Source organism: Desulfuromonas acetoxidans DSM 684 (genome assembly GCF_000167355.1).
GTDB classification, from domain to species: Bacteria; Desulfobacterota; Desulfuromonadia; order Desulfuromonadales; family Desulfuromonadaceae; genus Desulfuromonas; species Desulfuromonas acetoxidans.
The window spans coordinates 67,147-79,392 of sequence record NZ_AAEW02000011.1 but is presented as its reverse complement, the minus strand read 5'-3'; the positions used below and the strand labels follow the sequence as shown (position 1 = coordinate 79,392).

12 protein-coding genes are annotated in these 12,246 nt (G+C 49.3%); all 12 read left to right on the top strand.

All coding sequences use genetic code 11. The features are described 5' to 3' along the window. The first annotated feature begins 19 nt into the window (after positions 1-19). The 12 genes from DACE_RS10460 to DACE_RS10405 all read left to right on the top strand — a co-directional run bounded on the left by DACE_RS10460 (position 20) and on the right by DACE_RS10405 (position 12,234). Complete coding sequence (locus tag DACE_RS10460; protein ID WP_006001043.1) at positions 20-514, top strand: chemotaxis protein CheW; 495 nt, start codon at positions 20-22, stop codon at positions 512-514. 383 nt (positions 515-897) lie between these two features. Continuing rightward, positions 898-1,317 carry a hypothetical protein gene (locus DACE_RS10455; protein ID WP_006001042.1) on the top strand — a complete coding sequence of 140 codons (420 nt, stop codon included), beginning with the start codon at positions 898-900 and terminating at the stop codon, positions 1,315-1,317. A 162-nt stretch (positions 1,318-1,479) separates the two neighbouring features. Next, complete coding sequence (locus DACE_RS10450; RefSeq protein ID WP_050770012.1) at positions 1,480-3,321, top strand: methyl-accepting chemotaxis protein; 1,842 nt, start codon at positions 1,480-1,482, stop codon at positions 3,319-3,321. A 146-nt stretch (positions 3,322-3,467) separates the two neighbouring features. Further along, positions 3,468-4,985: a threonine ammonia-lyase, biosynthetic gene (gene ilvA / locus DACE_RS10445; RefSeq protein ID WP_006001040.1), complete on the top strand. Its 1,518-nt coding sequence runs from the start codon at positions 3,468-3,470 to the stop codon at positions 4,983-4,985. Positions 4,986-5,113: 128 nt separating this feature from the next. After that, a complete protein-coding gene (gene cysE, locus DACE_RS10440) occupies positions 5,114-5,824 on the top strand; it encodes a serine O-acetyltransferase (protein WP_040367004.1) in 711 nt (236 codons plus the stop codon). A 2-nt stretch (positions 5,825-5,826) separates the two neighbouring features. After that, positions 5,827-6,279: an Rrf2 family transcriptional regulator gene (locus tag DACE_RS10435; RefSeq protein WP_006001038.1), complete on the top strand. Its 453-nt coding sequence runs from the start codon at positions 5,827-5,829 to the stop codon at positions 6,277-6,279. A gap of 12 nt (positions 6,280-6,291) precedes the next feature. After that, a complete protein-coding gene (gene nifS / locus DACE_RS10430) occupies positions 6,292-7,497 on the top strand; it encodes a cysteine desulfurase NifS (protein ID WP_006001037.1) in 1,206 nt (401 codons plus the stop codon). Between the two features lie 262 nt (positions 7,498-7,759). Further along, positions 7,760-8,800 (top strand): tRNA 2-thiouridine(34) synthase MnmA, encoded by a 1,041-nt coding sequence (gene mnmA, locus DACE_RS10425; RefSeq protein WP_006001036.1) that lies wholly within the window; start codon positions 7,760-7,762, stop codon positions 8,798-8,800. Then, the gene (gene mtaB, locus DACE_RS10420) at positions 8,797-10,083 is read left to right on the top strand and encodes a tRNA (N(6)-L-threonylcarbamoyladenosine(37)-C(2))-methylthiotransferase MtaB (protein WP_006001035.1); all 1,287 of its coding nucleotides are present in this window, start codon (positions 8,797-8,799) and stop codon (positions 10,081-10,083) included. The genes mnmA and mtaB overlap by 4 nt, the downstream gene beginning before the upstream one ends. 585 nt (positions 10,084-10,668) lie before the next feature. Further along, positions 10,669-11,244 (top strand): helix-turn-helix domain-containing protein, encoded by a 576-nt coding sequence (locus tag DACE_RS10415; RefSeq protein ID WP_006001034.1) that lies wholly within the window; start codon positions 10,669-10,671, stop codon positions 11,242-11,244. Between the two features lie 13 nt (positions 11,245-11,257). Further along, positions 11,258-11,824, top strand: coding sequence for a helix-turn-helix domain-containing protein (locus tag DACE_RS10410; RefSeq protein ID WP_006001033.1), 567 nt, complete (start codon positions 11,258-11,260; stop codon positions 11,822-11,824). A gap of 134 nt (positions 11,825-11,958) precedes the next feature. Next, positions 11,959-12,234, top strand: coding sequence for an HU family DNA-binding protein (locus DACE_RS10405; protein WP_006001032.1), 276 nt, complete (start codon positions 11,959-11,961; stop codon positions 12,232-12,234). Positions 12,235-12,246: the final 12 nt, after the last annotated feature.

Genomic DNA, 12,246 nt, shown 5'->3' with positions numbered 1-12,246 from the left:
TTTAGAAGTCAGGAGGGACATGATGAGCGATGTAGAGAACACAATGGTTGACGAAACGTTTGAAACAATGGACATGGCACAGAAGGACCTGTACTTGAACTTTCATATCGGTAGTGAGGATTTTGGCATCGATATCGCCCATGTGATTGAGATCATCGGCATCCAGAGAATTACCGCTGTTCCGGACATGCCACACTACATGCAGGGTGTGATCAATTTGCGCGGTAAGGTGATTTCGGTGATGGATGTCCGCCTGCGATTTGATATGGAACAGCGTGAGTATGATGATCGTACCTGTGTTGTGGTTGTCAATGTTGGTGAAGATACCGTTGGACTGATTGTCGATCGTGTGAATGAAGTGGTCGAGATCAGCAGTAACCAGATTCAGCCGGTTCCCCAATTACAACTGAACGAGGATTATATTATGGGGTTGGGCAAGTTGAATGATGAAGTGAAAATCCTTATTGACGTTGATCGCTTGATCAATGAAGGAGACTTTGTCGAAGCGGCATAAAAAGACGGCCTAATTATACTGAAAGCGTGTATCTATCCCCAAAACGGGGGCTGTTCTAGTGTGGAATAGCCCCCCGTTTTTTGTTGAGAAAAACGTCTTCTCCCGCCGTTAAAAAAGGCTATGACAATTGTTATAACTTGCAGAACTGCATATCGATGTAACTCATCGTTTTTGCGCGATTTATTTTTAATTGCGCATGTTTCTATTCTTTTGTGCATAACCTTTTTGTTTCTACGACCATGTTGATTTTTGATCGTTTCCTCTGTCAATCCAGCTTGTTATGGGCTTTTTGGCTTTCTGGCACAACGATTGCTCTTTAAAGATCTCAACAAGATCACAAGCATAATGACATGAAAATTTTTTTTAATACTAAGGACAACGTTATGAACAAAGTGATGATTACAGCAGCCCGACCGGAGAGATTGAAAATTGTATCTTTTCTATTAAGGCTCGCCGGTTGGGAGGTGCAATCTTCGGTCTCTTTGCCGGAAGCCGTTAATTATCTCAAGAATGCTGATGTTAACGACAATTATTTTGATCTGCTGGTTGTTGTTAACTATCTCTCCCTTGCTGAAAGCATGGAAGAGCGACTTTTCGAATCGCAATGCCTGGAGATGTGCAGCAATTTGCAGCGGCCTGTTTCCATTCTGATTTGCAGCAATGAACTGGAGCGTAGTGAAAAAAAATGTTTGGCTGAACTGACTCGCGAGGGTGTTGATTTTTGTCAAAGCGAAAAGTTGGTTGGTCGTATCGAAGAGATTCATGATGCACTCAATCGTGGATTGCTGCAGGCAACACCTTAGTCACGAAATTTATGAGCCCAGGGAGGGGCGATAAGAATCAGCTCCTGATTGTTTAAAGACTGATTCTGTAAAGATGACGAAGATTTGATTTTCGTTATGCGTGGGTGAAAGTCCTGGATGGATTTTTCGACAACCTGCCAACCAAACCTATCGGGGGAAGCTATGAAAAACTTGAACGTATCCATGAAAATTTTTGTGCTGAGCATGGCCTTGGTTGTCGGATTTACGCTGACAGTCGGCTGGGTGTACGGTCGTCTTAAAGACAGCCTTTACCATGGTAAGAATGTTGAAATTGAGCACACGGTTGAAAGTGCCTGGGGTGTTGTCGATCATTACGCCCAAGAGTACAAAAGCGGGACTATGAGTCTGGAAGAGGCTCAAACTGCTGCGAAACAAGCTGTAAGCCATTTGCGCTTTGATGAAGGTAACAACTATTTCTGGATTCAGGATGCCACACCAAACATGGTCATGCACCCGATCAAGCCGGACTTAGATGGTAAAAGCCTCAGTGGTTCAACTGACCCGAGCGGTAAGGCGCTTTTCGTCGAAATGGCCAAAGTGGCCAGTAAAAACGGTCAAGGCTTTGTTGATTACCAATGGAGTAAACCCGGTACCACCAAGCCTGTTGGAAAAATCTCGTTTGTCAAATTGCAGCGTGACTGGGGCTGGATTGTCGGTGCCGGATTGTATCTGGATGACATTCAGGCCGAACTCAACGCCATCTTCTACGCCGTTCTCGTCGTGGTTAGCGTGGTCATTCTTCTGGCCTTGGCTCTGGTGTATTTTGTCTCTCGCGGCATCTCCCGTCCACTGAAACACGCCGTAGAGATGTTGTCCAGTCTCGAAGCTGGTCAATTGTCGTCCCGAATGAATCTGAATCAAAAAGACGAAGTGGGGCAGATGGCCGCCACCATGGACAAATTTGCCGACAGTCTGCAAAACGATATCGTCGCCTCGCTGCGCAAGCTGGCCGACGGCAACCTCGACTTTGACGTGGTTCCCCACAGCGACAAAGACGAGATTCGTGGCGCCCTCAAAGCGCTTGGCAACGACATGAATGAAATTATGTCCCAAGTCCAGGTGGCAGGAGAGCAGATTGCAGCCGGATCCACTGAAGTATCCGATTCCAGTCAGGCCTTATCGCAAGGTGCCACGGAATCCGCCAGCTCTCTCGAAGAGATCTCCGCCTCCATGCAGGAGCTCAGCAGCCAGATTCAACTCAGTGCCGACAACGCCGGCCAGGCCAGTCAGCTTGCCGATCAGGCTCGCACTGCAGCCGACAGCGGTAAAGACAGCATGCAGGATATGATTGGTGCCATGGACGACATCAGCGCCTCCGGTCAGGATATCGCCAAGATCATCAAAGTGATCGACGAGATCGCGTTCCAGACCAACTTGCTGGCTCTCAACGCCGCCGTAGAAGCTGCCCGCGCCGGACAGCACGGCAAAGGCTTCGCTGTTGTCGCCGAAGAGGTGCGCAACCTGGCCGCTCGCAGCGCCAAAGCCGCCAGTGAAACCGCTGAACTGATCGAAGGTTCCGTCAAAAAAGCCGAAAACGGTGTGACCATTGCCGACCGTACGGCCAGCGGCTTTAACGACATCGTACAAAGCATCGTTAAAGTGACCGATCTGGTCGCTGAAATCGCCTCGGCCAGCAACGAGCAGGCCCAAGGTGTGCAACAGGTCAGCATCGGCTTAGGTCAAATCGATCAAGTAACCCAGCAGAACACCGCCAGTGCCGAAGAGGGTGCGGCCGCCGCCGAAGAGCTGTCCAGTCAGGCCGATCAGCTGCGTCAGATGTTGGGACGATTCGTACTCAAGCAAGGTCAGAACCGTGTGGTTATGCATCAGCCTGAGCCGGAACCTGTTGCATGGCAGGAACCGAAGCCCCAGGTTGAGCGGGTGGCTTATGAGCGCAAACCCCATACGCTTCCGGTTGAACGCACGCCTGAAAAAGATGATGTTCAGATTGCCCTTGATGATGAGGAGTTTGGACGCTACTAAGTTAGAACACCTCTACCCTTGAACTTGTTTGTCTTCCCCTGACAGACCTGACAAAAAGAGCGGCTTGTGCCGCTCTTTTTGTTGGTTTGACCTCGTTTAACGTGCCGTGGTACAACCGGTCAATTGCCTTACAAAGGAGTGCGGTTGTGCATACGATGCTCAGAATGATTTTGACCTCTCGGGTCTATGATGCTGCTGTGGAAACACCGTTGGAGTCAGCATCGACACTCTCCACGACATTGAATAACCACATCTGGTTGAAGCGCGAAGATCTTCAACCGGTTTTTTCGTTTAAATTGCGCGGTGCCTACAATCGCATGGCTCAACTGACTGATGAGGAGAAGCGTCGCGGTGTGATTGCCGCTTCTGCGGGTAACCACGCCCAAGGGGTTGCTTTTTCCGCATGTCAGTTAGGGATTAAGGCCGTTATTGTCATGCCGGCGACAACGCCGGCCATCAAGGTCTCGGCAGTGAAAAGTTACGATGCCCAGGTGGTCCTACATGGGGATAATTATTCTGAGGCGGCCGAGCGTTGTCAGGCTATGATCGAAGAGAGTGGTATGGTGTTTATCCATCCTTTTGACGATGACTATGTTATTGCCGGTCAGGGCACCATCGGCGACGAAATTTTACGGCAAAGTGCTGGTCGTCTTGATGCTATTTTTGTTCCTGTCGGTGGTGGCGGGTTGATAGCTGGCGTGGCCAGTTTTATCAAGGCGGTCTGTCCTGACGTCAAAGTGATCGGTGTTGAACCGGAAGACAGCGATGCCATGAGCCGTTCCCTGGCGTTAGGGGCGCGTTTAACTCTGGATTCCGTCGGAATTTTTGCTGATGGTGTTGCCGTGCGCGAAGTGGGCAGACGGACCTTTGAATTGTGCCGTCAGTATGTAGATGACATGGTGCAGGTTAATACCGATGAAATTTGCAGCGGGATCAAAACCATTTATCAGGAAACACGTTCCATTGTTGAACCGGCTGGAGCTTTGGCTGTGGCCGGTCTGCAGAAATATGTGCAGGAGCATGGCATCACAGGTCAGCATCTGGTCGCCGTTAATTCCGGGGCCAATATGAACTTTGACCGCTTGCGCTATGTGGCTGAGCGCACTCAGATCGGTGAGAAAAAGGAAGCTCTTTATGCCGTGACCATTCCCGAGCGCCCCGGTGCCCTGCGCCATCTGTGCACCACGTTACTTGATGAGCGCAATATCACCGAATTCAACTACCGACTGGCCGGGCGTAAAGATGCCTATATTTTTGTCGGTCTGTCGGTCAGGGATTCTCAGGAGCGTCTTGATTTTCTCACACTGTTGCAGAAAAACGGCTACGATTGCCTCGACATGACGGATAATGATCTGGCCAAGACCCATATCCGCTATATGGTCGGCGGACATTCGCGACAGGTGGGTAAGGAGTTTCTCTACCGCTTCTGGTTTCCGGAGCGTCCAGGTGCTTTGGCGCGCTTTCTTTCGGCGATGGGGAGTAACTGGAATATCTCTTTGTTTCATTATCGCGCTCAAGGGGGTGACTTTGGGCGAGTTCTGGTGGGTCTGGAAGTTCCGGAAGATCAACACGAACAGCTCACGTCATTTCTCGATCATCTGGGGTATTACTACATCGAAGAAACCTTCAATCCCGCTTATAAACGATTTCTTCAGGGCGGATAAAGTTATGGATTGTTAGCGTTTAATCAAAACACGACTGATGGTGCCATCCGTACAGGGTTAATAGTTGACAGTTATGCTCAGGAATGCTAAGAGTGACCCATAACTGCATGCACCAGAGGAGGTTGCACGTGTTTAAAACGTTAAAAGAAGATATCAGCGCTGTATTTCAACGTGATCCGGCCGTTCGCAGTATGCTTGAGGTGATCGTGTGCTATCCGGGGTTTCATGCTCTGCAACTGCACCGTCTTGCGCATAAAATGTGGAACTGGAAATGGTACTTTCTGGCCCGTTGTATTTCACAATTCGGTCGTTTTGTCACCGGTATTGAAATTCATCCCGGAGCCCGAATCGGTCGTGGTTTTTTTATTGATCACGGTATGGGGGTGGTAATTGGTGAAACGGCCGAAATCGGTGATAACTGCACCCTGTATCACGGCGTTACTCTTGGTGGTACGTCGTGGGCCAAGGAAAAACGTCATCCGACACTTGGCGATGATGTGGTGATTGGCTCAGGAGCTAAGATCCTTGGCCCGTTTAAGGTCGGCAGTGGCAGCAAGGTGGGCTCTAACTCAGTAGTGGTTAAAGAGGTGCCGGAAAAGGCGACTGTCGTCGGCGTGCCTGGACGGATGGTGCTCAGTGAAGAGGAGCGTCGCCAGCAGGATGAACGGCACCTTTTTGATCTTGAACATGGCCGGTTACCGGACCCTCAGGCCCAGGCTATCAGCCGCCTGTTTGAACACATCCGGTCACTGGAACAACAGGTTGTCCAATTACAGGATCAGCAGAAGGTTCTGAACGACCAAGTGAAACAGGACAACCTCAACGAAAGAAGGGCTTAACCATGCGGCTGTCAACAAAAGCTCAATATGCCGTGCGCGCCATGGTACGTTTAAGCCTTGAGCAAAGGGAGACACCGGTTTCCATTCGCGAGATCTCCAATCATGAAAATATCTCCTTGACCTATCTGGAACAACTCTTCGCTAAACTGCGTCGCGGCGAGCTGGTTCGGAGTGTTCGTGGTCCCGGCGGCGGTTACGTTCTGGCCCGACCCGCCGACCAAATCAAGGTAGATCAGATTATTGACAGCGTCGAAGAGACCCTGATCCCGGTTTCGTGTATGGATGAGTTTGGCAATTGCGCCTGTTCGGACCAGTGTGTCACCCATACGGTATGGCAGGAACTTGGAGAACGCATCCGGGGGTTTTTGTCATCGGTTTCAATTGAGGACCTGACCAGAGAAGCTCAGGAACGGATTCGGCAGCAACGTGCCGAGCAGAGTGAGGACAGCAAGTAAAGAGGTTTGATCGTGAAAAACGTCTATCTGGATAACAATGCAACCACCCCGGTTCTTCCTGTGGTGGTTGATGCTTTACTACCGTTTTATCAGCACGCTTATGGAAATCCCTCCAGTATTCACTGGGCCGGTCGAGAGGTTAAAGGCGCTGTGGATAATGCCCGTCAGCAGGTTGCTGACCTGATCAATGCCACGCCGCAAGAGATTGTTTTTAACGGTTGCGGCAGTGAAGGAGACAATCAGGCGCTGATCGGTAGTTATGAAATGCTCAAAAGCAATGGCAATCACATTATTACGACGGCTGTGGAACATCCGGCAGTGCTCGATACCTGTCGCTACCTGGAAACAAAAGGGGCTTGCGTCACGTATCTTGGGGTGGACAGTGAAGGGATGCTTGATTTGGCTGAACTGGAAGCTGCCATCACCGATCAGACTATTCTGATCTCCGTCATGTGGGCCAACAATGAGACCGGCTGTCTGTTTCCCATTGGTGAAATCGGCCGGATTGCTCGCAAGCATCAGATACGATTCCATTGCGATGCCGTTCAGGCGCTCGGTAAAGTGGCGATTGACGTGGCAGAGTGTGGTGTTGATCTGATGGTGTTTTCCGGGCATAAAATTGGTGCGCCTAAAGGAGTGGGAGCCCTCTATGTGCGTGATGGTATCGAACTGGAATCGCTGATTCATGGCGGTCATCAGGAGCAGGGGCGTCGTGCCGGTACGCTGAATGTCGCCGGGATTGTTGCTTTTGGCAAAGCCTGTGCCGTAGCGCAACAACAGTTTGATGACGATGTTGCACGAATGATGGTGTTGCGTAACCGTTTGCAACAGGGGGTATTGGCTCTGCCTGATGTCACTCTCAATGGACATAAGGACAACCGTTTGCCCAACACCCTCAACGTCAGTTTTTCCTTTATCGAAGGGGAAGGGCTGTTGTTGTACATGGATATGGTTGGCATTGCCGCGTCGTCGGGTTCGGCCTGTACCTCCGGATCCGATGGTCCGTCTCATGTTCTGGCGGCCATGGGGGTTGCGGAGGCGGTGTTGCACTCCAGTGTTCGATTCAGCCTCGGTCCGCAGACAACACAAGATGATGTGGACTATGTTCTGGAACAATTACCACCCATTGTTGATAAATTGCGCGAGATGAGTCCGATGCTTGAGCGCGAATTTTCCTCGGACTGTTTGGTGGTCGAGTGTGAGATCGATCCCCATTAGCGTTGTGTCCGTTCGATAGATTTACAGGCTGTTGAAAAAACAGACTGTGGAGCTCATGGACGGGCGATCAAAATCAAGGACATGTTTTCAAGTCCTTGATTTTGTGAGCAAGACGGAAATCGCATTTTTGGCTTGCGTCGTTGAAAAATCCCCGGACGGGATTTTTTCAACATCCTGTTTAACCCCACGAAGGCACTTCATCTGGAAGTGCCTTCGCTGTCTTTTCCTGAATCCGTAGAGGGGTCAGGTTGCAGGATCCAAAATGAAAAAAAACACAGTATTGGTGGCCATGAGTGGCGGTGTTGATTCATCGGTGACGGCAGCCCTGCTGATTGATCAGGGTTATGAGGTGATCGGTGCCCATATGCGTCTGCTGCCTGGAGATCAATCGATTCAGGGCGAGGCGGATGCGCGCCGCATTGCTGAAGAGTTAGAGATTCCGTTTCACAGTCTGGATTGCCGAGACACTTTTAATGCTGCCATTATCGGAGACTTCTGTCGCGAATACCGTGCCGGTCGCACGCCTAATCCCTGTGTCCGTTGCAATCAACAGTTCAAGTTTGGCGCTTTGTTCGCGTTGGCTGATGAGCTGGGGGCCGATTATCTGGCCACTGGCCACTATGCACGCATCGACCGCCAAAAGGACCATGTTCGTCTCTGTCGCGGGCTTTATAAACAAAAAGACCAGAGTTATTTTCTTTTTGTGCTCAGTGCGGCCCAGTTAAAACGGGTGTTGTTTCCTCTTGGCGGTTTGACCAAGCCCGAGGTGCGCAACCTGGCTGAAAAATACCACCTCAGTTCTCGGAAGAAGTCAGAAAGTCAGGATATCTGTTTTGTTCCCGACAACGATTATATCGGATTTCTCGAACGCTATGACAGCCCATGGCCGGACCATGGAGAGATTGTCCATATTAACGGTAAAGTGCTGGGAACGCACCATGGGACCCATCGCTACACCATCGGCCAACGACGAGGTCTCGGCATTGGTTGGACGGAACCACTTTATGTGATTGAGCTTGATGCTGAGCAGCAGCGGGTTATCGTTGGTGAAAAAGCCGCTTTACAGCGTGATCGTCTGCAAGTACGTGATGTGACTTGGTCGGTACCGCCACAACACACCTCGTTGCGTGTTGATTGTCGGATTCGTTACCGTCATCATCCGGCCATGGCCACCCTGTCGATCCGGCCCAACGGTGATGTCGATGTGGTTTTCGATGAGCCTCAATATGGTGTGACCCCCGGACAATGCGCGGTTTTTTATGACGACGATTGTGTCCTTGGCGGTGGATGGATTACGGTATGAGTTGCGTCAGCATAGTTACTCTGGGATGTAAGGCCAATCAGTTTGAGTCTGCAGCAATGGAGCGGATGCTGCGCGAACAGGGGTATCAGATTGTCCCTTTTGAACAGGGGGCAGAGTTGGTCATTGTTAATACCTGTACCGTCACTTCGGCAACCGATGCCCAGTCACGCAAATTGGTTCGTAGAGCCCGTCGTTTGAACGGGCAATGCCGTATTGTGGTGACCGGCTGCTATGCTCAAATTCAACCGCAACAGATCGCGGAGTTGCCTGGAGTGATGTATGTCATCGGCAACAGTGAAAAACAGGATCTCATCGATATCCTGTGTCAGGAGGGGCCTCAGGTTCAGGTTGGCGATATTGCCAGTCAACAACAGTGCCCGGACTTGAAAATAGCGTCGTTTTCCGAACACAGTCGTGCCTTTGTGCAAATCCAGAGTGGTTGTAATGCCTTTTGCAGTTACTGCATCATCCCTTACGCTCGCGGTCGAAGTCGTTCCGTGAACACCTCTGCAGTGGTAGACCAGGTCAATCAACTGGTTGCGGGCGGTTATCGTGAAGTGGTTTTGACCGGTATCCATATTGGCAACTATGGTCAGGATTTGACCCCGCAATGTACGTTAACTGACTTGCTCAATGCTTTATTGACGCAGACTGATGGATGCCGCATCCGTCTTGGTTCTATTGAACCTCAAGAGGTCAACGAGGCGTTGATCGACTGTGTACAACACTCTTCTCGGATCTGCCCCCATTTTCATATCCCATTGCAGTCCGGTTGTGATGATGTTCTGCAACAGATGAATCGCCATTACTCCATCCGGCAGTTTCACGACACTGTTGAACTGTTATGTCAAAAAATTCCACGTGTCTCGATCGGTATTGATGTGATCAGTGGTTTTCCCGGTGAGACAGAAGCGCAACATCGGCATACCTGTGAGTTTATCTCGTCTTTGCCGGTGCATTATCTGCATGTCTTTCCGTTCAGTGCCCGGCCGGGAACGCCGGCGGCTACCATGCCCGATCAGATCCCTGGGGATATCGCCAAGCAACGTGCCGCAGAGCTTCGAGTATTGGCAGAGGAAAAAGCCAGCCAGTACCGAGAGCAGTTTATTGGTCGGCTTGTTGACGTTGTGTTGGAATCCCGTACAAAAAATAACCAGTGGCAAGGCACCAGTGCTGAATATTTGACCGTTCTGGTCGCAGGTGAGCAGGGTGCTGCTGGAGAACTTGTCTCGGTTGAGATTGTCGGCGTGAGTCAGAATTTCCTTGTTGGAACGCTAAGTTAGATAAAAAAATAGCCTCGGGCTAAGGAGGAGAAAGCGCCGAGGCTCAATAGAGGATTTTTCTTTTTTGTTGTCTTTGGAATATGCATTCGCTGTGCCAATAGAGATTGATCCTCTGTTTTTTTTTGACTTCCACTGTGCTCTTCCCACCTGATTCCGGCCACTTAGGATCTTTAACTTTTTTCTTAAATCTTTTTATTTCCTTTTATCTCCCCTCTTAATCTTTGCAATTTCCTCCTTGGCCCGTCAAACACAGTCTAATGACGCCTTCATGTGGCGATATACCCGAATGAACATTCGTAATATTTCGCCGAGTACTTAATAAATAATAGAAATAGGGTATTGAAATACTGTTTAAGGGAGTCGAAAAGTGTTTGTTGTGAAAAAAACATAAATATGAGCTATGTTTAACAACACAAGTGCCTTGGCAAACATATATAACTATCTGATCTTCTGGTTATCTGTGAAATGGCTATTTTTATTCTGTGCTACAAATACGAATTCTGCGACAAATGGGATATCTGCCGTTGACATGTGTTATTGCTGATGATAAAACAACATTCTATTATTACGAACTAGGGAGTTGTCATGGTTAAAGAACTCATTGGTAAAAAACTGAAAAAAATGCGGCTAAATAACGATATGACCATTGAAGGTTTGGCCAATAAATCTCAGGTGTCTTCCAATATGATTTCCCGGATCGAACGCGGACTGACGACGCCATCTGTTGAGATTCTTATGAAGCTGGCCGGTGCCTTCGGCATGAGTATCAGTTATTTTGTTGAAGAAGCGGAAAAAGGCTCAACAGTGGTACATACGCCGAATGGATCCGGCGAGCCCATCTTCTTCTTTGAAGACAAACATCAGATCGTCAGTTTGACGCAAGGGCTGCGTGATCCCGGCTTCACTGTGTTTTATGACACTTTGGAAGAGGGATGCAACAGTGGCGAAGGTGATATGGTCCATGTTGGTGAAGAGTTTGCCATGGTGCTCAAGGGGCAGATGGAATTTATCATCGAAGGCAAAAGCTACCTGCTGAGTGATGGCGATTCGCTGTCATTTAAAGCCAACCTGCCACATCGCTGGACCAATACCTATCAGGGGCAGACGTTGGTAATGTGGGTTGTTTCACCGGCGCCCAATGTCGCCCAGCAGCAGGCGTAAGGAGTAACTGACCATGAAACTGAAAAAAATTATCGGCAAAAAGTTGAAAGCGATCCGTCTTGGCCGTGATTTGACCATTCAGGAGCTGGCCAACGGCTCCGGGGTGTCTTCCAATATGATATCCCGTGTCGAGCGGGGATTGACGATCCCGTCGGTTGAAATTCTTATGAAGCTGGCACGTGTGTTCAATAAGAGCGTCGACTATTTTGTTGAAGAGGTAAAAACCACGCATGAAGTGGTTTTTAGTTCCAGCGGTCAGCGTGATGCAACGGTGTATGAAGACAGCAGCAACATGATTACCGAGTCGTTTACCTCGGGACTTCGCGATCCGCAGTTCTCGTCTTTTTACTGTACCGTCCCTGTTGGCGGCCTCAGTGGCGAATCCAACATGTATCATCCGGGTGATGAACTGATCTATCTGTTGGAGGGCCGTTTAAAAGTAACTGTCGTTGATGAAGTCTATGAGTTGACTCCCGGTGACAGTCTGTCCTTCAAGTCCCATTTACCGCACAGTTGGGAGAATATCGGTACGGTTGACGCTAAAGTGATCTGGACAGTCTCACCCTTTACTGTGATTTAATAATAAAAACGGTGGTTTCACTTGTTGACACGTGTGATTAATCATGTATGTTCTTAATATCGCTTAAATAACTTGGAACTCTTTGCTGACAACCTGATCGGAATACCGTGTAAGATGAGCGGCTAGGAGGAAGTATGAATAAGTCTGAACTGATCGAAGCGCTCTCTCTTGAAAAGGATTTGACCTATAAGCGGGCAGAGGAGATTGTTAACCTTATGTTCGACTCAATGACGCAGGAACTGGTCAAAGGTGGCAGGATTGAGATCCGCGGTTTTGGCAGTTTTGTCGTTAAGGACTATAAATCGTACACCGGTCGTAACCCGAAAACGGGTGAAGCCATCCAGGTGAAAACGAAGAAACTTCCGTTTTTCAAAGTTGGTAAAGAACTACGGGAACGTGTGGATAACTGATAAAAAACCCCT

Excerpts from the sequence above, each read along its gene's own strand:
- DACE_RS10450 (WP_050770012.1), top strand. The coding sequence starts at position 1,480 with ATGAAAAACTTGAACGTATCCATGAAAATTTTTGTGCTGAGCATGGCC.
- DACE_RS10460 (WP_006001043.1), top strand. The coding sequence starts at position 20 with ATGATGAGCGATGTAGAGAACACAATGGTTGACGAAACGTTTGAAACA.
- mnmA (WP_006001036.1), top strand. The coding sequence starts at position 7,760 with ATGAAAAAAAACACAGTATTGGTGGCCATGAGTGGCGGTGTTGATTCA.
- mtaB (WP_006001035.1), top strand. The coding sequence starts at position 8,797 with ATGAGTTGCGTCAGCATAGTTACTCTGGGATGTAAGGCCAATCAGTTT.
- DACE_RS10435 (WP_006001038.1), top strand. The coding sequence starts at position 5,827 with ATGCGGCTGTCAACAAAAGCTCAATATGCCGTGCGCGCCATGGTACGT.
- DACE_RS10415 (WP_006001034.1), top strand. The coding sequence starts at position 10,669 with ATGGTTAAAGAACTCATTGGTAAAAAACTGAAAAAAATGCGGCTAAAT.
- DACE_RS10410 (WP_006001033.1), top strand. The coding sequence starts at position 11,258 with ATGAAACTGAAAAAAATTATCGGCAAAAAGTTGAAAGCGATCCGTCTT.
- DACE_RS10405 (WP_006001032.1), top strand. The coding sequence starts at position 11,959 with ATGAATAAGTCTGAACTGATCGAAGCGCTCTCTCTTGAAAAGGATTTG.
- DACE_RS10455 (WP_006001042.1), top strand. The coding sequence starts at position 898 with ATGAACAAAGTGATGATTACAGCAGCCCGACCGGAGAGATTGAAAATT.